Origin of the sequence: Williamsia sp. DF01-3, from assembly GCF_023051145.1 — a bacterium.
In the GTDB taxonomy this organism is placed as follows: domain Bacteria; phylum Actinomycetota; class Actinomycetes; order Mycobacteriales; family Mycobacteriaceae; genus Williamsia.
On record NZ_JALKFS010000005.1, the window covers coordinates 1,896,229 to 1,916,735 of the forward strand.

Below are 20,507 nucleotides of genomic sequence, written 5' to 3' on the forward strand. Positions count from 1 at the left end.
CGGTTGCAACCGGAGGATGTGGCCGCAGTCGGAGGAAGTGGGCCCGAACCGCGAGCCGAGCCAGGCACGCGTCGAGTTACCCGGTCAATGCACCGGCGCCGCCGGCGGTGCCTCAGACTGGTGGCCATGCCGAACGAACATCTCGAGAAGAAGTCGCCGTCGCTTTTCAGCTGGCAGGTGGCCGGCAGTGGGGACGTGGTGGCTCCCCATGAACGGCTGACCTGGCCCAGGACCGTGGGCATCGGCCTGCAGCACGTGGTGGCAATGTTCGGCGCGACCTTCCTGGTCCCGGTGATCACCGGCTTCCCGCCCGCGACGACCCTCCTCTTCTCCGGAATCGGCACCATCCTTTTCCTGCTGATCACGCGCAACCGGCTACCCAGCTACCTAGGTTCCAGCTTCGCGATCGTCGCGCCTGTCCTCGCGGCGACGGCATCGAATGGCGAATCGGCAGCGCTCGGCGGGATCGTGGTGGTCGGTGCATTGCTGATCATCATCGGCGTGGTCGTCCAGTACGCCGGCACCGGCTGGATCCAAGCGTTGATGCCCCCTGTGGTGACCGGCACGATCGTCGCTCTGATCGGGCTCAATCTTGCGCCGACGGCCAAGGCGAACTACGAGAAGGACGCCATCACGGCGACCGTGGTGCTCGTTCTGCTGATCGCGTCACTCATCCTGTTCCGGGGACTCCTCGGACGCCTCGCCATCTTCACCAGTGTTGTGCTCGGCTATCTCTTCGCTCTGGCGAGAGACGAAGTGGACACCAGCAAGATCGGTTCGGCGGATTGGGTTGGACTGCCGGACTTCACCACTCCGACATTCCACCTCTCGGTGTTACCGATGTTCTTACCGGTTGTGCTGGTGCTGGTTGTCGAGAACATCGGGCACGTCAAGTCGATCAACACCATGACCGGTCTCAACTACGACAACCGCATCGGCCGGGCACTCGCAGCAGACGGTGTTGCCACGGTGCTCGCCGGCAGCGGTGGCGGTTCGGCGACAACAACGTACGCCGAGAACATCGGCGTGATGGCCGCGACGAAGGTTTATTCGACGGCGGCATATTGGGTCGCCGGCGTTGCGGCAATCATCCTGGGAATGTCACCGAAGGTCGGCGCCGTGATCGCGGCGATCCCGGATGGTGTGCTCGGTGGCGTCACCACCGCGCTTTATGGCCTCGTCGGAATTCTTGGTGTGCACATCTGGGTGACCAACAAGGTCGACTTCTCCAAGCCGGTCAACCAATTCACCGCGGCTATTGCCCTGGTGATCGGCATTGCCGACTTCTCCTGGGTCATCGGCGACCTCAGCTTCGGCGGTATCGCACTGGGCGCCGTTGCAGCCCTGTTGATCTACCACGTGATGCGCGTGGTGGGTGGCTGGCGGGGGACCGTGACCGTGGACCCGTCGACCGAGAAGACCGGGCCGACACCCAGCTGACCCACCGGCTCGACTCGGTCAACGCACCGACTTCGTCACCTGACTGATGTTGAATTGCCAACGTTCGACCACATGAAAGCCCATCCGTGCAGGCACGCGGTAGGCGATGGTCGGGGCCAGACGCGGGCCGGGGTCGAGCGCCGGACCCGCATCGTGTGCCGACAGGCTCTTGTCTTTCTCCGAGATGGTCCAGATGACGGTGCACGCACGAATCTGGTCACGGCGTAGATGAGGTGCCGCGTTCGTGTCCCAGAGCAGTCCCTCGGGACGCGCTTGCTGCCACAACCCGACATCGATCAGGCCCCGGTACGCCTCTGGCCGCGCGGCGAGCAGCGGCCGAATGGGGCCGGGCTCCCACGAGACGGTGTCGTCGAGCAGTAGGCAGTCCCCGGGTGACGCCTGCGCCCCGATGAGGTCGGCGACCTGGCTGTAATCCATCTTGAACTTGGCATAGTCACCGCGCTGATCGATCCAGTTGGGCGTCGCGGCGATCGCCATGACGACGAGCACGGCGGCGATGGCCCCGGGCTTCTGCGCGATGGCCACCACACAGGCCGCGATCAGCAGAGCCATCGCAGGCGCTGTGAACGACAAATACCGATCGACGTAGATGGGTTGCGATATCAACGAATACAACAGCAACCCGACGGTGGGGACCACGATCCACACGATCGAGAGGACAACCACCGCGCGCATGCCGCTGATCGCGACGCGCTCTCGCCGGGCGAAGAACAGCACCACAGCGGTGCCCAGCAAGAGAAATGCGACCACCGCGAAGGCGATCGAGAAATCAAAGTACTGGGTCAGCAGGACATTGCCGAACACACGCTCGTCGAGAGGATCGATCCAACTGAGCTGGGTGGACTTGGCGCGCATGAAGGCGAGGTAGGGGCTGAGCAGTACCACGGCAAGAACGGTCGACAGACCCCAGGCGCGGAGCTGACTCCGGTTGTTGCCGAGCATGATCAGGGCGATGAGATGAACTGGCACCAGCAACAACAGGTGGATGTTGACAAGAACCGACAACACCACCAGAACCGCATACAGCAGCCACCAGGATGTGACCCCACGCCGGATGGCCACGAACAAGACGATGGTCAGCCACGTCGACACCGCGATGGCCAGGGCATAAGGACGAGCCTCGATGCCTGCCAACGTGACCCGCGGCAGGATCGCGAAGACGATGCCGGCGGTCACGCCGACGGCGCGGCGTGAGAGTAGTTTGCCGAGCACCACCACGCCCGCAGCGGCGACAGCGACCGCGACGGCGCTGGGCAGCCGCGACCACGCCTCCGATTCGGGGAAGACGACGAACCAGCCGTGCATCAGGACGTAGTAGAAGGTATGGGCCGAGTCGGTGGACGAGACGAGGTCGATCAGCTCGGAGATCGAGCGGGTGGACGCCGAGATGGTGGCGGCTTCGTCGTACCAGAAGGACGGATTGCCGATGCCGACGAAACTGACCACAAACGCAAGAACGGCAACGGCGACCGCATCCACGTTCGGGCCGACTCGAAACCTCGACCTGCGCGACTCGGCCGGGACCACCGTCTGATCGTTCAGCGCTGTCTCCTCACCGGGCCTGTTGACGCGGTCGAGCGTATCTCAGCAAGATCGCTGTAGCTTCTAGCCATGTCGTTCCTCGAGGGCCTGGTAGACGACACCAGGCTGCCGATGTTGCTGCTCTTCGCCTCGTTCATGATCACGTTTGTGGTCACCCGGACCATCACCCGGATGATTCGCTCCGGGCGCGGGCCCTTCCACGACAACGTCGCCGGCGGCGTGCACATCCATCACGCGGTCCCCGGGATCATCTCCACGATCGGTGGGGGATTCCTGTCGGTGGCCGTCCACGGTGACTCACCGTGGGCCGAGGTCAGTGCGGTGATGATCGGGGTTGGATCGTCGCTGGTGCTCGACGAGTTCGCCATGATCCTGCACCTGCAAGACGTCTACTGGTCCGCCGAAGGCTAGCTGTCGGTGCAGGTGGTCGCCCTGACGGGCTCACTCCTCGGACTGGTGCTGCTCGGCATCGATCCCGTCGTGTCGAACGTCGGGACGCCCGGCCACTTTGTCCTGCTCGGCACCATCCCGTTTCACATCCTCGCCCTGTTGTTGTGCGTCGAGAAGGGCAAGTACCAGACGGCTGCGATCGGCGCGTTCATCCCTCCCGTCGCCTGGATCGGCGCAGTTCGCCTCGCCAGGCCGAAGTCGAGGTGGGCACGCAAACGATATTCCGACGTCAAGCTCGGTCGCGCGCAACAGCAGGAGAAGAAGTTCGACAACACCTTCGGACGTTGGGGCCTCGACATCGAAGACTTGGTGGCGGGCAAACCGTCGGCGTGACGAAGTTCCCTTGCAGATGCCCTGGCCCGCCAGCAATTGAGCGCGTTTGTGGTCGGGGAGTTCAGCAATGCGGCGCCACCGGTCCTTCTGGAACCGTCGAGTTCTAGCCGGCGTCCTAACGCCACTGGGTTCGGGCGAGGTTCGGGGGAACTGTGGGGAATCAGTCGCACACTGAGGTCGATACGATCGGCCTTGCGCGGTGGGGTAGGGAAGCGGCGCTTCTGGGCGAAGACCTGGCCGCGGCCCTGGATCGATCGGGACGACACATTGCGCTGTGCGCCAACGGATTCGGAACCTCGACGCAGACGGAGTTCGTCACCTACGTGACAACGCTCGAGCGACGGGCCGGTGAGATGTTGGGCGCGCTAGAAGGACTCGCCACAGGTCTGGCGGGTGCCGCGGCGTCCTATGGGTCGGTCGATGACTGCGCGGCAGGCTCTTTTCAACAACCCTCGACCGGGCTGCGGCTGTAGAGGGTGGCGTAGTCGTGGATCTCACCGACATCGACAACTGGGACACCGCCGCACTCGACGTGCTGGTCGCAGAACTCAACGGCCGCTTCGCATCTGTGATCGACGCCGACGCAATGTTGCGCAAGGTCGCGGCGACTCCTGGGTGGAAAGGCGAAGGAGCAACCGCGGCCGGGGGATCGTTCCGATCCGTGTCCACATCGCTCAACGATGAGGCAGCTGCGTTGGGCGCGGCGTCGGAGTTGGCCCGCCAGACGAGTATCGCCGTCGGCGAATTGAAGTCGGCGTTGGCGCTTCTTCGCGCCGACGCATCTGACGCCGACATGGTGATCCAACCACCGCCCAAGGTCGATGACGCGTTCGCGATGAACACGACGGGCGAAGAACGGACAGAACGGGAGAAAACGAAGAACCACCTGTTGGTCCGTGCGCGAGCGCTTGTCGTCCAGGCCGAGGACATCGACAACGACACCGCGACTGTCCTGCGCAAGATCGTCGCCGGCGAGATCGTCTATCAAGAGTTCGGCTCGCTCACAGAGGCGTTCGAGTCCGGTCGGGCAGGTGCATCTCTCACTGCGCCCACCTGGCCGAACATGGACAAGAAGTCGCCCGAAGAGATCGACGCCTGGTGGCGGGCGCTCCCGGAGGCGCAGAAGCAGCAGATGATCGCGGAGCATCCGGGGTTGATCGGAAACCTCGACGGTGTGGACGCTGCCTCGCGCGACGTCGCCAACCGGATCGCGCTCGCGGCGCAGACGCAACGGGTGGAGGCCGAACTCGCGGCGCTCGACAGGGCGTACATCGGCGCCAGGGGTCAGTACGCACTCGCCTCAAGGCTGGCCGAAAAGCGCGAAGAGCTCGACGGTTTGCGCGCCGTCAACACGGCACTGGGCGGGGACTACCGCGTTGATCACACCGACACCGGAGCGCGAGCATTCCTGCTCACGTTTCAGCCTGACGGGAAAGAGACGAAAGCAGCGGTCGCGGTGGGCGATCCGGACAAAGCCCGTCATGTCAGCGTGACCGTGCCCGGAGTGAACACCGAAGCGAAGTCGATCGGCACCATGACAAGCGAGGCGGGTGCCTTGCGTCGCGAGACCCTCGGCATCCTTGCCGCCACCGGCGGCGAGGGAGAAGCTGTCTCGACGGTGGCGTGGATCGGGTACGACACCCCCGACGTCAACGACGGTGCCCCGTGGGAAGCACTAGGAGATGGCAAAGCGAAAGCCGGAGCGGACAGCCTCGCCGACTTCACGCGTTCGTTGGGCCTGACCAGCGACCATTCCGAGGACGAGCAGCACCTTGTACTCAACGGGCACTCCTACGGATCGACCACGGCGTCGCTGGCCCTGCAGGGAGGAGCGCACGAGTACGTGGACGACACCGTGTTCTACGGGAGTCCTGGTGTGTACGCGAACACGTCATCACAATTGGGACTGGAGTACGGGCACGCCTATCTGATGAACGACCCCGATGACAAGTGGATCAATCTCGCTGCCGGCGAGGGTGTTCACGGATCCAACCCGTTTGCCTCGGACTTCATCCAGTTGTCCACCGAGGAGCGAACGACTGCGGACAACGTGCACCGCGACGGGGTGGACAGCCACGGTCAGTATTCCCGGGCCCAGGAGGACCAGGGCATTCCGGGCACCCGCGAGAACCCACTCCGCGTCAGCGGATACAACTTGGCCGCAATTCTCGCGGGCCGTCCAGAACTCGCCGACAGGGCTGAGTGATGGACGCTACGCCGGAACGCCCACCATCCAGAAGCAGTTGCCCGTCATACCTTCGCAGGCCACCAGATGCGGTTGCCGATCGCGGCCATCGCGGCCGGAACCAGGACCGACCGAACCACCACCACGTCGAGGATGAGTCCGACGCCCACGGTGAAACCGAATTGGAGAAGATTGATCACGGTTGCACTCATGAGGGCAAACATCGTGACGGCGAAAACGACGCCGGCCGTGGTGATCACACCACCGGTCGACCCGAAGCCTCGGATGATTCCGCCGATCATCCCGGTCTGGGATTCCTCACGAATCCTGGATGCAAACAGCATGCTGTAGTCCGCGCCGACGGCCACAAGAGCCATGAACGCCAACGGTACGACCGACCAATCGAGGTCGATACCCAGTCCGTACTGCCAGAAGAGGATCGACAACCCAACGGTCGCCGCAAACGACAGCAGCACGGTCAAAACCAGGAGCAGTGGCGCGAGAATGCTGCGGAGCAACACGACGAGGATCAGGAACACCGCCAAGATCGCGACCACGGCATACAGTGCGAAGTCTCTGTTGACCTGATCATTCATGTCGGCGGACAACGATGTCAGGCCGGTCGAGCTCACCTCCGCACCGTCGAGAACCGTTCCGGTGGTTGCGGTCCGGGCAGTGTCGGCGATGTCGTGCACCGTGCGGATCGCTTCGTGGCCGTACGGGTTGATGCTGCGCACCACGAGCATCCGCGCGGTCTTGCCATTGGGTGACAGCAAGAGTTTTGTGCCTGCCACAAAACGCGGATCTTCGAGACCCTGTGCGGGAAGGTAGAAACCCGCCCCCGGACCCGACGTCGTGTCTCGAGCCATCGTCTGCAAGTAGTCGCCGGCTTCGCCGAGCCCGGCGGTGAGTTGCCCGGTGAGCGACACGGTTTTGTCGGTGCCGGCCTTGACCTGGCGAAGCCCTTCGGCCAGCTGTGTCATCCCCGTCGAGAGTTCAGTGACCCCCGCAGTCAGGGCACCCAGCTCAGAACGCAGCTGCTCCGGCGTTTTACCCCCGAGCCCATCGAGAAGGATCTTGACCTGACTCAGCCCGGTCTCGATTTCAGGCAGCAATGCCTGTGCCTTGTCGATGACCTCGCCCGGCACACCCGACAAGTTCACGGCTTGTTGCAACGTTCGAGAGGCTTTCCCGCCCGTGGCCTTGTCGAACAGGCTGAACGCCGACCGCGCCGCCAGGCATGTGGGGTCAGCCTGGCACCCTGCGTCAGGCACGGTCATGAGCATCGGACCGAACACGTCGTCGAGCTGTTCGGTGGCAGCCAGCGTTTGCTCATTGCTCGTGGAAACCGCTGTGACCAAGAGACTCAGCGTGTCGGCGAGGGTTGCGAGTTCAGTGACTCCCTGGGGAAGGGAGAGGCGGCCATCAGAGGCGATCGCCACTATTCGCGATGCGGTGTCCACTGCGTCGAGCACACCACCGGCCAGTCCCACAACTTGATTGGTCCCGTCGACCAAGAGTGGCAACTGTTCCAGCGCGGAGTCGGCACCGTCGCGAAGTGCTGTCACCCCGGATGCCAGTCGTTGCAACTCCGGTGTGGCCTCGACCATTTGCCGATGGGCATCGTCGAGCCGACTGCCGACCTGGCCCACCTGATATCCGGTGGATGCTTCGGGAATCGGTGAGCCATCGGGTCGAGTGATCGACCGGACATAAGCGATGTCGGGCAACTTCGACACCGACATCGCCACGAGTTCAAGCGCCGCCAGATCGTTGGTGTTACGCATGTCGTGATCGGCACGGATGATCAGGTACTCGGGCAGGATCTCGTTGACGCCATAGTGTTCGAGCACTTTGTCGTAGCCGCGCGTGGAGTCGTTGGCGTAGAGCTGAACCGACTCTTCGTCGTAACTGACGCGCAGCAGGGGAACCATTGCTGCCAACGCGACGAGAACCACCATCGACACCGCAACCAGCGGGCCCGAGTGTCGAATGATCGTTGCACCACGTCGTCGCCAGCGACGTTCGGTTGATGCCTTGGGCTCGATGTGACCGCGACGCCCGGCCACGGACATCAGCGCGGGTGTGAGCGTCACCGAGATCGCCATCGCCAGCAGAACCCCGATCGCGGTGGGCGGGCCTGCCGTCTTGAACATCCCGACCTCGGCGAAGATCATGGCACCCGCAGCAGCAGCGATCGTCAGGGCCGAGGCAACCAGAATCGGGGAGACCCGCGCACTGGCCGTCGCAACAGCAGTGTCCGGGTCTTCACCCGCACGCCTGGCGTCGTGGTAGCCCGCGATCTGGAAGATCGCGTAGTCGGTTCCGGCACCCAGCACCAGCGCCGTCATGATGGCGATCGAGAAGTTCGAGATCGACATCAGTTCATTCGCGCCGAGGAACGACACGATGGGCCGCACGGCGCCGAGTCCGAAACCGATGGTCGCCAACGGAATCAGGGCTGTGATGAGCGAGCGGTAGGCGATCAGCAGCATCAACGTGATCAGCAGTACCGACACTCCCGTGATGATGAGCAGCGACAGATCGATCGAAGAGAAGAGATCGGCAAGGGTGGGCGAGGCGCCTGTGTAGTACACCGACAGACCGTCTGGCTTGGGAATGGAGTCGATCGCCGAACGGATCGCGGCCGTGCTGTGGTGCGCACGCGTGCTGCCGACGTCGCCTTCCGCGACCACCATGACGTTGACGGCCTTGCCGTCCGGACTGACTGCGGCGGCGCGGGTGGCGGGATTTCCGTACATGTCGAGGACGTAGGCGACGTTTTCGTGATCACCGGACAGAACCTCTACGAGGCGGCGGTAGTAGTCATCATCTGCCGTGGTGATCCCGCCGTCATCAGCAAGAACCACACTGCCCACAGCAGTCGACGCGGGAGCGCCGAAATCCGTCGACATGTCGCGCAGCGCATCGACGGACGGCATGTGTTCGGGAAGGAACGCGGCCGACTTCTCCGACACGGTCTGCTCTATCTGAGGGACTGCCAGGTTCAGCCCGACCACCAACGCAACCCAGAAGCCGATCACCCACCACCTATGGCGTGCGCAGAACGCGCCGGTGTTCCGGAAGAAGGCGTTGGGACCGTGTGACATTGCGGGAGACCTCTTAATAAGTCAATGACCGTTGTTATGTTGTATGGCATAGTAGAGCACGGAGGACGCCGGATCGGAAGTCCTCGTTTGAGCGACCTGCTCGTCGATCAGCGACAAGGGAGAACAAAGTGGCGAACGACAACTTCGCAGAAATGACCGGATTGGAAGTCCTGCGGTGGATCAAATCCGCTGACTTGCAAGATGTTCCATCGATCGGGCGGCTGCTGGGCATGAAGTTCACCGAAGTGGATCCGGGCAAGGTTACGATGGTGCTCACCACCGCGCCTGACTTCGCCAATCCACTCGGGAGTGTGCATGGGGGTATCGCGGCGACCCTGCTCGACTCGGTGATGGGTTGTGCCGTGCACACAACTCTGCCGGCGGGGGTCGGGTACACAACCCTGGAATTGGGCGTGAATTACATTCGCTCGGTGTCGACGCAGGGCCGCACGCTGACAGCGACCGGCGAGATCATCCACGTGGGCAAAACCGTTGCGACAGCTCAGGGAAAGGTGCACGACGACGAAGGGCGCCTGGTCGCGCACGCGACCACAACATGTCTGATCCTCAACCCGCGGAAGGCCGCAGAAGCGGCAGGATCAGCCGTGGTTGCCACTGTCGGCGCGCCTGACGGGCCGTCCTGACCGAACGATCCCGAACTCCGCGCCGCAACAGTTACGTAGTATTCATTACGATATATGGCTGGTTGCGTCGCGGAGGAGAACAGTGGAGCGTCAGGGCACGCGTGAACGGATGCTGATCGGCGCCGTCGAGGTGATGCGCGAGCGCGGAGCCGCCGGTGTCACCGTGGATGCGGTGCTCGAACGCAGCGGATCGCCGCGTGGCTCGGTGTACTACCACTTCCCGCAAGGGCGTCAGCAGATCGTCGCCGAAGCGCTGGACTATGCCGGCACCACCATCAACGGCGTCATCGAATCGGCTGTGAAGCGCGGCTCGATCGCTGCCATCGACACCTTCGTTCGCTGGTGGACCGATTTGCTCGAGACCAGTGACTTCGCTGCGGGGTGCCCGGTCGCTGGGGCCGCGGTGGGCGCGGGGCCGGCCGACGCCGAATTGGGGGAGGCGGCGGCGCGCTGGTTCAATGCGTGGATGCTCGGGCTCGAGCGGGTGATCGTCAACGAAGGTGTGTCACGAGCCCGCGCCAAACGTCTCGCCACACTGACACTGTCCGCGCTCGAAGGCGCGGTGATGCTGAGCAAGTCGACCAAATCGACAACTCCCCTCAAGCACACGGCGACCGAGTTGAAAGCCCTGTTGAAAACGCTCACCTGAACTCGAGGTCTCGGCAGGACCGACGCTCACTCAGCGCTTGCGTCGCCCCGCAGCCTTCACCATGTCGGGTACAGACGTGAACTTCACCCGTGGGCGGTTGAGCTCTTCGCCTCGCCGCCGTTCGGCGCGGTCGATGGCTCGGACGCCCCGGTAGCCGATCACCGGAGCCTCGCGTTGTCGCAGCAGTGCCTCGAAGTGTTTCTGGCCGTGTGATCGACCGGACAGCAGGCCCTTTTCTGCGTCGATCAAGAACTCGTCCACCGTCGCTTCGGCGCACACCTTGTTGGCCCCGATGCCACCGGTGGGCCCACGTTTTGCCCAGCCGAGCACGTAGCTGCCCGGGATGACGTCGCCGTTCGTGTCGAGAAGGCGGCCATCATCATTGGGGAACACGCCGCGTTGCTGGTCGAACGGCAGGCCGGCGATCGGGGTGGAGCGGTAGCCGATGGATCGCACCACGAGGTCGGCAGCGATGACGTGGGAGGTGGCGCCGGTACGAACCCGGACGCCGCTCACCCAGGAGTCGCCGAGAATCTCCTCGGGAGCCGAGTGAAACCGGAAAACGATGCGACGAGCGGTCGGGTCGGCCACCCCGCTGTCGTCGGAGATGACGCCGGGATCGTTCTCCACCACCACGTCGACACCTGGAATGGAGTTCAGCGCTCGGTATTCGGCCGCGGAGTAGGCAGCGCCGGCCTGGTCGCGGCGGCCAAGGAGCACGACCTCGCGCACATTCTGGCGCCGCAAGACCTCCAACGCCCGGTCGGCGATATCGGTGGTCGCGAGAAGTTCGGGAGGCGATACGAGGATCCGGGCCACGTCCAGTGCCACGTTGCCGGTGCCGACAACCACAACGCGTCCGGTGTTGTTGTGGCGCAACACCTCAGCGTCGTCGATTGCCGGTGCGGCGTTGTACCAGGCAACCAGATCGGTGGCCGAGGTCGAGCCGTTCAGGTCTTCGCCGGGGATGCCGAGCTGCCGGGAGTCGCTGGCTCCCACCGCATAGAAGACGGCGTCGAAATGATCGGCCAGTTCGGCGGGTGAAACCTGGCCGGCGGCAGTGTCTTCCCCGACCTCCACGTTGGTGACCAGGGTGACCCGCGGGTCGCGGTACAGGATGTCGAACCCTCGCAGCACCTTCTTGGTACCGGGGTGGTCAGGTGCCACGCCGGCGCGCACCAGGCCGCCGGGCGTGGGCAATTTGTCGATCACCGTGATGTCAGCGGTGGTGCGGTCCAGGAGGCTGCGCAACGCGTAGCCGCCGGAGGGGCCGGTCCCGACCACCGCAATACGCTGGCCTGCAGGCAGTTTCGGGATGACGGGGTAGGTGATCGGAGTCCACCCGGAGGTCACGTCGGTGTTGTCGCGGTAGTACGAGGCGTTGATGTCGATGAACACCTTGTCGCGGGTACCCAGCTTGTCGGCGGGGTAGATCGCGTCCACGGGGCAGGCGTCGGCGCAGGCGCCACAATCGATGCAGGCTTCTGGATCGATGTGCAGGATGTCGGAGCTGCCGAACCCGCGTTCTTCCGGGGTCGGGTGGATGCAGTTGACCGGACACACGGACACGCATGCTGCGTCGCTGCAGCAGGTCTGGGTGATGACGAACATCAGAGCATGTGGACTTTGCGATAGATGCGGGCCGCGGGTTTGGTGAGCAGACCCGCTTCGTCGAGGAAGCTCATCAGGTGTGCGCAGCTGCTTCGGACCATCGAATGGAAGTGTTCGTTGGATCGGCGGGTGGCAACAGCCCGCTTGGCGTCGAGACCGGCGTCGGCGTACGCCCGCGGACGGATCATGCTCGTGAAGATGATCGCGGCGGCGATGGACACCACCAGTGCGCTCCACTGCCGGCGCAACCAGCCGACACCCTTCATCGCATCCCGGACCTCTTCGCGCGCGAACTTCATGTGCCGCGACTCTTCGAGGACGTGGATCTCGTTGACGGTGCGGATGAACGGAAGCACCTTCTCATCACGCATGCAGCCGCGCTGGAAGACGTCGAGGATCTCTTCGGCCACCAGGATTCCGGTGTACGCGATCTCGGAACGCGCCGTGCGCATGAAGACCTTGCCCATCCATCCGACGAACTTGGAGGGGTGGTAGGACTTGCCGACCATCTTCTGCGAGGCCTTCGCGAACATGATCGAGTGCCGGCATTCATCGGCGATCTCGGTGAGCGCGAACTGGAACTCCGGGTCGTGGTAGTCGCCCAGGTACTGATCCCGGATCACCATCTCCTGCAGGATCATCTCGAACCAGATACCGATGTTCATGATCGACGCGAACTCGTGGCGGGTCAGTGCCACACGCTGCGGTTCGGTCAGCTCATCCCAGTAGTCGGTGCCGTACAGCGGCGACCACTCGGGACTGCATCCGTATTTGTCCGGGTCCATCGGCTGGTCCCAATCGATCTCGGTCATCGCATTGCGCGAGAGTCGAGCCGCCGAGGCGAGCAGACGCTTGGACACCTCGTCGGTGCCCTGATCGTGCATGCTCACCACGTTGTCGTGGGTCGACTGGTGGTGCGCTTGCGCCGCGTTCACAGACATCGGAGAACCTCCACAAACTAAGACAACGGACATTGATACGACAATGTGCGTTGTCACGCTAACACGGAGGTGCGCGTCTGGAAAGGGTCGCGACCGAAATCAGTGCGCGGCTTGAACCTGCGTTCCCCGGCGCCGCAGATCGATGGCCACCACCAGCGGCCACAGCATCTCCGCGGTGAAGTTGATCCTCTCGGCGAGCCCCAGCCGGTCGCCTCCGCCGGTCTCCAGAACCGTCCACCCCAGCACTGCGCACAGGATGATCGAGGCCGTTGTCGCCACGGCCGGTCGAATGGTCAGGGCGGCAGACGGCGCGCGAGAGATCGCCAGCAGGGGCCACAGGCAGAACAGGACCGCTGAACCTCCGGCCGCGAGGAGATGGAACGTGGGTGCGACGTCCACCGGTGACAACGCCACGGCGATCCCACACGCGCCTGCCCCCGCCAACGCGATCCGCGCCCGTGTCCTGATTCCGGTCAGACCAGCGCTCGTAACGATCTGGCAGGCCCCGCTCAGGGCGATCCCGACAACCATCACCCAGCCGCCGCCGGAGATCGTGGCCAGGTCGCTGAGCGTCTGTTTCGTGGCGTCGTACTTCTCGGTGATGATCATCGCGGCGATCACCGAGGAGCCGATCAGCAGGACGGGAGCAGCGGCAGCGCTCACCAGTGCCCAGAGTGGTACGGCCGATCGTGGTACTCGCGGCGGTGCCGGCAACTGTTCGCCTTCCCGCGATCACAGGTTCGGGGCTCTCACCTCGCACCCACCAACCCCGACACCGGCTACCAGCGTACGGGTCCGGCCGCGTCGATGAAGGTGCCTGATTCGGCATCGTCGGGAAGCGTCGCCGCACGCAGCACAACGGCCGCTGCCTCCTCTGCGGTCAACGGCGCCTGTGTCCGGTTGCCGGGGGCGAGGTCGGTCTGCACATGACCCGGGCACACCGACGTGACCTTGACGGTGGTGCCGGCCAGCATCTTCGCCAGACCGATGGTGATGCTGTTCACCGCCGCCTTGGACGCCTGATAGGCAGGAACGACCATCGAATAGTACTGCGACTGAACATCTTTCTGATCCGCCAAGGAGCCCATGGTGCTCGATACGTTGACGATGCGGCCGCCGGCACTACGCCAGATGAGCGGCAGCATCGCCTCGACCACATTGAGGACCCCAAGGGTGTTGACACTGAAGGTCTTCGCGGCGGCCGACGGGTGACTGAAGTTGATCTCGGCCGGCTGGGTGGCCTCGGGCAGGACACCGGCGTTGTTCACCAGAACATCCAGCCGATCATGGCGGTTGGCGAGTTCGTGAGCCGCGCATCGAGCACTTTCGAAGGACTCCACGTCGAGGACCAGGCTTTCCGCGCGCAGGCCCTCCTCGCGTAGATCGGCGGCCAGGGATTCGATCCGCCCACCGTCGCGGCCACTGATGATGACGGTGTTCCCTGCGCGGCCCAGTGCCCACGCAGTGGCAAGGCCCAGGCCCCGGCTCGATCCGGTGACCAATGCGACTTTTGACACGATGACTCCAACTCTCTGTGTGTGACAACCGCTTTCACGCTCCGGTAAGCGCAACATCAGTTCATCTCACGACCACTCGGGGGTGCTGGCGGGAATCGGACCTCGCGTCGCTGGGGAGGAGGACGTTGACGGTGGGCCACCGCGACGGGAAGCTGGGCAGATGGCCCACACGAACGGCGGGGCGCCGGACGGCACCGATGACGTTTCCCTCACGGCGAAGATTCGCGACCTGCTGAGCGCGCGGTCGCCGGATTCGAGTATCTGCCCGTCGGATGTCGCGCGAGCGGTTGCCCCTGATGACTGGCGCCCCCTGATGGAACCGGTGCGCGCGGTCGCCCGCCAGATGATGGCGGACGGCGAAGTCCAGATCACCCAGGGCGGTGACGTGGTCGACGATCCGGCCAACGTCCGAGGCCCCATACGCATTCGCTGGACTCGCTGAGCCTGCCTGTCACGTTTTGTCGGGCTGTGTCGTCCTCCAGATAGGGGCGCACAGTGCGCCCGCCTGAAGTGGGAGGTTCCTCGCGTGGCACGTATTCCAGCAGTCAAACCGGACGAAGCAGGTCTCTTGATCAAAGGGGCGTATCGATATGCAGCCCGCAGGTTCGGATCGGTGCCCGAACCGTTTGCCGTGACCGCCCATCACCGCGGCCTGTTCCTGGCGTCGGCGATGCATGAGACGGCCGTGGACAAGGCATCGACGGTGTTGCCATCGAACATCCGGGAAATCGCTGTGTTCCGTACGGCCTGGACCATCGGGTGCTCGTGGTGCGTCGACTTCGGCACCATGCTCCAGCGTCTCCACGGGCTCGACATCGACCGCCTGCGCGACATCGCCGACTATCAGAGTTCGCCGCACTACAGCGACGACGAACGGGCGGCGATCGCCTACTCCGATGCGATCACCGCAACGCCGACCACGGTCACCGACGAGCAGGTGGCCGATCTGCGTGAGCGTTTCGGCGACGCCGGAGTCGTGGAACTGACCTATCAGATCGGGCTGGAGAACCAACGCGCGCGGATGTACTCGGCGCTCGGTATCACCGACCAGGGATTCTCGACCGACTCCTGCCGGGTGCCGTGGGCCGATCCCGACACAGCTGTGTCGGGCTGACCGCGCCGACCGTCTGACCGACCGGGCACACTGGTACCGGCAGGTGGCGCGATCTACGAAGGGACTCACATGTCGGCCGGACTTTCCGTGGTGATCGCCGACGATGATGTGTTGCTGCGGGCGGGCCTGTCGAGCCTGTTGACGCAGGCCGGGCTGGATGTGGTCGGCCAGGCCGGCGACGCCGATGAACTGCTCACGCTCGTGCGGGCGGAACCGCCACAACTGGCCATCATCGACATCCGGATGCCACCGTCGCACACCTCGGAGGGTCTCGACGCCGCGCTGCAGATCCGCAAAGAGTTTCCCTCGGTGTCGATGCTCCTGTTGTCGGCGCACGTGGAGGTCGACCACGCTCTCGAGCTGCTCGACGGGGGCCGAGGGATCGGCTACCTGCTCAAGAGCCGGGTCACCGACGTCACCGATTTTGTCGACACCGTGGGTCGAATAGCGAACGGTGCGTCGGTGATCGACCCCGCTCTGGTGCACGAGCTGGTGGCCGCGCGACGGCGCGATGATCCGCTCGGTGCCCTCAGCGCACGGGAACGAGATGTGCTGACGCTGATGGCCGAAGGACTGTCCAACGCCGGGATCGGCCGCCGATTGTGGATCACCGAGGGCACCGTGGAAAAACACGTCCGCAGCATCCTGACCAAGCTGGATCTGGCCGATACGTCCGACGACCATCGTCGGGTGCGGGCAGTGATCATGTATCTCGATGCGATGAGCTGATCACCACGGGCTCAGGGGGTTTGCCGACCTGGCGTCACCCCAGAATGCGCATGATCGACTCGGCGGACAGCTCGAACTTCGGCAGGAACCCGATCGCCGAGCTCGCCTCCACCATGTCGGCGAAGTCCTCCTCATCGTGGGTGGAGACGAGGATGACGGCGGGCGCCGGATCGGGCCGCGTCTCCAGAAGAGCCTCCACCACATCGAAGCCGCTCTCACCGCCGAGGTCGATGTCCACCAAGATCAGATCGGGCCGGGTGCCGGCGGCGGTCTGTACCGCAGCAGCAAGTGTCGCGGCCGTCCCGACCACCGTCATGCCCGCAGCCTCCAGCAACCTCTGCGCCGCAGCGCAGAAGGCGACGCTGTCATCAACGATGAGGCAGCGATGGTCGGAGGGCTTCACCTCTTCGAGGGTGTCAGACGGACGCGCGCGGGGCATTCCCGCTAGCAGGAACATCTCGCCGCGGAATGCGGCGCGAGCCGCGGTGGCCGGCGACGAGCCGCTTGGCCGACAACGGCACTATCATCGCCGTGTGCTCGGACGAACAAGCAGGCGACACCGTAGGTCTGCACGATGATCTCTGCGGCTCGTGCAGGAACGGAGTTCAGTACCGATCGCGGTTCTTGGCGCGACAGGCTCGCCACCACGGTGCTTCGGCCCAGCGCTCCACCTCTGGGGTGGGGCATCGCGATCGCGTGCGGCTTCATCGCCACCGAGATGCTCGTGGTGCATCTGCTCGAACAGATCGCCCCCAATTCCGCGTTCGGCGCGGTCTTCCTGTTCGGTGTCCTGGTCGTGTCGGCCGGATGGGGTTTCGGCCTCGCGCTTGTCACATCGGTGGCCAGCGCAACGGCCTACGCGTACGTGCATGTCTCGGAGAACAGTGAGAGCCTGGTTCCCGCCGTGGTGGTGTTCTCGACGCTGGCAATACTGACCAACGTGCTGGTGGGCCAGTCTCGGCTTCGCGCAGTCGAATCCGATCAACGCCGGCGGGAAGCCGACCTGCTGGCCGCGTTTGCACGCACCATGCTGCGTGAGTCTATGTCGCCGGAGATGTTCGAGAAGGCCAGTTCCCGGCTGTCCGATGTACTCGAGCTACCGCCGCCGCATGTGGTCCTCGGCCCGGCCGAGACCACCCCGGCAGAAATCAGCAGCGAATTCTGCTGCGCGACAACGGCCTCGATCTCGGTGCGCTCCTGGTGCCCGCCACGCTCGATGCTGCCGACGCACGCCGTGTCCGGCGGATCGTGCCGGCACTCGAAGCGTTGCTGGCCGCCGCCCGAGATCGGGAACAACTACATGAACAGACGGCCAGGCTGGCCCGCCAGCAGGCCGCGCTGCGCAGGGTGGCCACCCTGGTGGCCCTGCGTGTGGAGCCCGACGACGTATATCCCGCCGTCGCCCGGGAACTCGGATCCGGACTGGGTGCCGAGCACGTGTCGGTGGTGCGATTCGAGGACGGGCACGGTGTTGTGCTCGCTGCCTGGGACGACGAGCGCAACGAGAACCGTCTCACACCCGGTGAGCGACTCGAACTGGGTGGGAACAACATCTGCACCACTGTTCTGACCACCGGGGAACCTGCGGCCATCGATTACACCGCGGCCACCGGGCCGATCGCCGACCGCATGCACCAACGGGGTCTCGTCTGCGGGCTCGGAGTGCCGATCATCATCGACGGCGACGTCTGGGGCGCGGTGGTGGTCGCGTCGTCAGACCGTGCACCCGAGCTCGAAATCCAGACCAGGATGACCGATTTCGCCGACCTGGTGGCCACCGCGGTCTACAACTGCGAGACCAGGGCTCAACTCACCCAGTCGCGTGCACGTGTCATCGCAGCAGCCGACCAGGCACGACGCACCATCGAACGCGACCTCCACGACGGCGCCCAGCAACGCATCGTCTCCCTGGGCATGGAGTTGCGGGCCGCGCAGGCCGCCATCCCCTCGGACCGGGAGGATCTACGACTTCGGCTGGACCGCAGCGTCGATGCGCTCACGCACGTACACACCGATCTTCAGGAGCTCTCGCGCGGCATCCACCCTGCGATCCTCTCCAGGGGTGGGCTCGGACCGGCACTCAAGACCCTCGCCCGCCGATCACCAGTACCGGTGTCCCTGTCCATCGACATCCCCTGGAGACTGCCGGATCCGGTGGAAGTTGCCGCCTACTATGTTGTGGCCGAAGCGTTGACCAACACCGCGAAGTACGCCGACGCCTCCGTGGTCACGATCACTGCGGCGATCACCGATGAAGTTCTCGACCTCGCCGTGTCCGACGACGGAGACGGTGGGGCAGACACCGGTGCGGGATCAGGTCTGATCGGCCTGCAGGATCGAATCGAAGCCGTCGGAGGAACATTCACCGTGTCGAGTCCGGTGGGTGAGGGAACGAACCTCACCGTGCGGATACCCGTCGCACGCGACGCCTGACACCTGAAGCCGACACCCACTACCGGCTAGCCGGTAGTGGCACCTCCCGTCACCATCCCCCAGGTTTGGACGCCAGCAGCGTCGACACAGCTGCCGCAGTAGACGAATGTAGATCTCACCACGTCGAAGCGACCACAGGAGACACCATGCCGTACATCACCACCACCGACGGAACCGAGATCTACTACACCGAGCAGGGCAGTGGCCAGCCGGTCATCTTGAGCCACGGATGGCCGCTGTCGTCAGACGCCTGGCAGCTCGAACTCAAGCTCCTCGCCGACGCCGGCTACCGGGCGATCGCCCATGATCGTCGTGGCCACGGCCGGTCGTCGAAGACCTACCAGGGCAACGACATGGACACCTACGCCAAAGATCTCTCCGAACTCGTCGAGGCACTTGATCTGCGCGACCTGGTCCTGATCGGACACTCCACCGGTGGTGGTGAAGTGGTCCGTTACGCCGCCCAGCACGGTGGAGACCGGGTCGCCAAGGTGATCACGGCCGGCGCCGTCCCGCCGGTCATGCTGAAGTCTGAGTCCAATCCCGAAGGCACCCCGATCGAGGCTCTCGACGACATCCGCAACGGTGTGCTGAACGATCGCTCGCAGTTCTACAAGGACCTGTCCGAGCCCTTCTTCGGTGCGAACCGCGACGATGCCAATGTCTCCCAGGGTGCAAAAGACGACTTCTGGCGTCAGGGCATGCTGGTGAACCTCGCCGCCGCATACGACTGCGTCAAGGCGTTCTCCGAGACCGACTTCACCGAGGATCTCAAGGCACTGGACGTGCCGATCTTCATCGCCCACGGTGGCGACGATCAGATCGTGCCGATCGCCGCAGCGGCCGAGAAGACGATCGACCTCGTCAAAGACGGCACCTTGAAGGTCTACCCGGGCGCCCCGCACGGCATCTACGGGGAGTACCAGAAGGCCCTGGACGCAGACATCCTCGAGTTCATCGCCAAGTAGCAGCAGCCAGGCCCACCCTTTCAGCACACACCGAACCAACGGAGCTCGTTCATGTCCGCAACACCCACCATCGTTCTCATCCACGGCGCATTTGCCGATGCCGCCAGCTGGACCCCGGTGACCCGCCGTCTGCTCGACAAGGGCCACACCGTTCTGGCGCCTCCGGTGCCCAACCGCAGTCTGCTCGGCGACTCGGCCTACATCCGCTCGTTCGTCGAGCAGATCGACGGCCCGGTTGTACTCGTAGGGCACTCCTACGGTGGCGCCGTGATCACCGTTGCCGGTGCCGCCGAGAACGTCGTCGGCCTGGTGTACGTCTCCGGGTACGCACTCGAAGAAGGCGAGAGCCTCGGCGAACTGCAGGGCCGGTTCCCCGATTCCGACCTCGCGGCCAACCTCGTGTACTCGCCGTTCCCGATCGAGGGTGCCGAGCCCGGCACCGACGTCTCGGTCAAGATCAGTGCCTTCCCGGCCGTCTTCGCCGCGGGTATCCCGCAGGAGGACTCCGAGGTGCTTGCCGTCTCGCAGCGACCACTGGCCGCCGCGGCATTCGGTGAAGCAGCACCGGTGGCCGCATGGAAGACCAAGCCCGCGTGGGGAATCGTCAGCAGCGACGACCACACGATCAACCCGGACGTCGAGCGTTTCGGGTACGAGCGTGCGGGCCTGAAGAAGGTTGTCGAACTCGACGCCCCGCACCTGGTGATGCTGGCCAAGCCGGCTGAGGTGGTCGCCCTCATCGAAGAGGCCGTCACCGCGGTGAGCCAGGAAAGCGCCGCCGCGAGCGCTTGATGTTCCAGCGCACCGCCCCCGGTCGACG

General features: G+C 64.5%; 18 protein-coding genes and 1 pseudogene. 12 read left to right on the forward strand and 7 right to left on the reverse strand.

The genetic code is table 11. From position 1 onward, the window contains the following. Positions 1-126 precede the first annotated feature (126 nt). A complete protein-coding gene (locus MVA47_RS11010; protein ID WP_247207936.1) occupies positions 127-1,440 on the forward strand; it encodes a uracil-xanthine permease family protein in 1,314 nt (437 codons plus the stop codon). 18 nt (positions 1,441-1,458) lie between these two features. On the opposite strand, the gene MVA47_RS11015 is transcribed toward MVA47_RS11010, so the two are convergent. Further along, the gene (locus tag MVA47_RS11015; RefSeq protein WP_247207937.1) at positions 1,459-2,988 is read right to left on the reverse strand and encodes a glycosyltransferase family 39 protein; all 1,530 of its coding nucleotides are present in this window, start codon (positions 2,986-2,988) and stop codon (positions 1,459-1,461) included. 84 nt (positions 2,989-3,072) lie between these two features. On the opposite strand from MVA47_RS11015, the pseudogene MVA47_RS27260 reads away from it, so the two are divergent. The 3 genes and pseudogenes from MVA47_RS27260 to MVA47_RS27045 all read left to right on the forward strand — a co-directional run bounded on the left by MVA47_RS27260 (position 3,073) and on the right by MVA47_RS27045 (position 5,992). Beyond that, a pseudogene (locus MVA47_RS27260) lies at positions 3,073-3,786 on the forward strand (hypothetical protein). A 152-nt stretch (positions 3,787-3,938) separates the two neighbouring features. Beyond that, on the forward strand, positions 3,939-4,259 hold the full coding sequence (locus MVA47_RS11025; RefSeq protein WP_247207938.1) for a hypothetical protein: 321 nt from the start codon (positions 3,939-3,941) through the stop codon (positions 4,257-4,259). Positions 4,260-4,273: 14 nt separating this feature from the next. Then, entirely contained in the window at positions 4,274-5,992 is a 1,719-nt protein-coding gene (locus MVA47_RS27045; protein ID WP_247207939.1) for an alpha/beta hydrolase, read from the forward strand. Positions 5,993-6,036: 44 nt separating this feature from the next. Here the strand turns inward: MVA47_RS27045 and MVA47_RS11035 are convergent, their stop codons facing one another. Then, positions 6,037-9,081 carry an RND family transporter gene (locus tag MVA47_RS11035; protein ID WP_247207940.1) on the reverse strand — a complete coding sequence of 1,015 codons (3,045 nt, stop codon included), beginning with the start codon at positions 9,079-9,081 and terminating at the stop codon, positions 6,037-6,039. Positions 9,082-9,233: 152 nt separating this feature from the next. On the opposite strand from MVA47_RS11035, the gene MVA47_RS11040 reads away from it, so the two are divergent. After that, on the forward strand, positions 9,234-9,725 hold the full coding sequence (locus MVA47_RS11040) for a PaaI family thioesterase (protein ID WP_247210727.1): 492 nt from the start codon (positions 9,234-9,236) through the stop codon (positions 9,723-9,725). 82 nt (positions 9,726-9,807) lie between these two features. Then, on the forward strand, positions 9,808-10,374 hold the full coding sequence (locus MVA47_RS11045; protein WP_243404406.1) for a TetR/AcrR family transcriptional regulator: 567 nt from the start codon (positions 9,808-9,810) through the stop codon (positions 10,372-10,374). 30 nt (positions 10,375-10,404) lie between these two features. On the opposite strand, the gene MVA47_RS11050 is transcribed toward MVA47_RS11045, so the two are convergent. The 4 genes from MVA47_RS11050 to MVA47_RS11065 form a co-directional block, all read right to left on the reverse strand. Further along, a complete protein-coding gene (locus MVA47_RS11050) occupies positions 10,405-11,985 on the reverse strand; it encodes an FAD-dependent oxidoreductase (RefSeq protein WP_247207941.1) in 1,581 nt (526 codons plus the stop codon). Next, positions 11,985-12,926 carry a diiron oxygenase gene (locus MVA47_RS11055; RefSeq protein WP_247207942.1) on the reverse strand — a complete coding sequence of 314 codons (942 nt, stop codon included), beginning with the start codon at positions 12,924-12,926 and terminating at the stop codon, positions 11,985-11,987. Before MVA47_RS11055 ends, MVA47_RS11050 begins: the two co-directional genes overlap by 1 nt. A gap of 99 nt (positions 12,927-13,025) precedes the next feature. Beyond that, a complete protein-coding gene (locus MVA47_RS11060; protein ID WP_247207943.1) occupies positions 13,026-13,589 on the reverse strand; it encodes a DUF998 domain-containing protein in 564 nt (187 codons plus the stop codon). A gap of 116 nt (positions 13,590-13,705) precedes the next feature. After that, positions 13,706-14,443, reverse strand: coding sequence for an SDR family NAD(P)-dependent oxidoreductase (locus MVA47_RS11065; RefSeq protein ID WP_031333423.1), 738 nt, complete (start codon positions 14,441-14,443; stop codon positions 13,706-13,708). A gap of 160 nt (positions 14,444-14,603) precedes the next feature. Here MVA47_RS11065 and MVA47_RS11070 point away from each other — a divergent pair, with 160 nt between their 5' ends. From MVA47_RS11070 to MVA47_RS11080, 3 genes are all read left to right on the forward strand, one after another. Next, positions 14,604-14,885, forward strand: a complete 282-nt coding sequence (locus MVA47_RS11070; protein WP_062795602.1) for a DUF3253 domain-containing protein — start codon at positions 14,604-14,606, stop codon at positions 14,883-14,885. An 84-nt stretch (positions 14,886-14,969) separates the two neighbouring features. Further along, the gene (locus MVA47_RS11075) at positions 14,970-15,557 is read left to right on the forward strand and encodes a carboxymuconolactone decarboxylase family protein (protein ID WP_247207944.1); all 588 of its coding nucleotides are present in this window, start codon (positions 14,970-14,972) and stop codon (positions 15,555-15,557) included. A 69-nt stretch (positions 15,558-15,626) separates the two neighbouring features. Continuing rightward, complete coding sequence (locus tag MVA47_RS11080; protein ID WP_247207945.1) at positions 15,627-16,286, forward strand: response regulator transcription factor; 660 nt, start codon at positions 15,627-15,629, stop codon at positions 16,284-16,286. A 34-nt stretch (positions 16,287-16,320) separates the two neighbouring features. Here the strand turns inward: MVA47_RS11080 and MVA47_RS11085 are convergent, their stop codons facing one another. Then, positions 16,321-16,689: a response regulator transcription factor gene (locus MVA47_RS11085; RefSeq protein WP_308280533.1), complete on the reverse strand. Its 369-nt coding sequence runs from the start codon at positions 16,687-16,689 to the stop codon at positions 16,321-16,323. Positions 16,690-17,486: 797 nt separating this feature from the next. On the opposite strand from MVA47_RS11085, the gene MVA47_RS11090 reads away from it, so the two are divergent. The 3 genes from MVA47_RS11090 (at position 17,487) to MVA47_RS11100 (ending at position 20,479) form a co-directional block, all read left to right on the forward strand. Continuing rightward, positions 17,487-18,719 (forward strand): GAF domain-containing protein, encoded by a 1,233-nt coding sequence (locus MVA47_RS11090; RefSeq protein WP_308280534.1) that lies wholly within the window; start codon positions 17,487-17,489, stop codon positions 18,717-18,719. A 146-nt stretch (positions 18,720-18,865) separates the two neighbouring features. After that, entirely contained in the window at positions 18,866-19,687 is an 822-nt protein-coding gene (locus MVA47_RS11095; protein ID WP_247207947.1) for an alpha/beta fold hydrolase, read from the forward strand. Positions 19,688-19,738: 51 nt separating this feature from the next. Beyond that, positions 19,739-20,479, forward strand: coding sequence for an alpha/beta fold hydrolase (locus MVA47_RS11100; RefSeq protein WP_247207948.1), 741 nt, complete (start codon positions 19,739-19,741; stop codon positions 20,477-20,479). Positions 20,480-20,507: the final 28 nt, after the last annotated feature.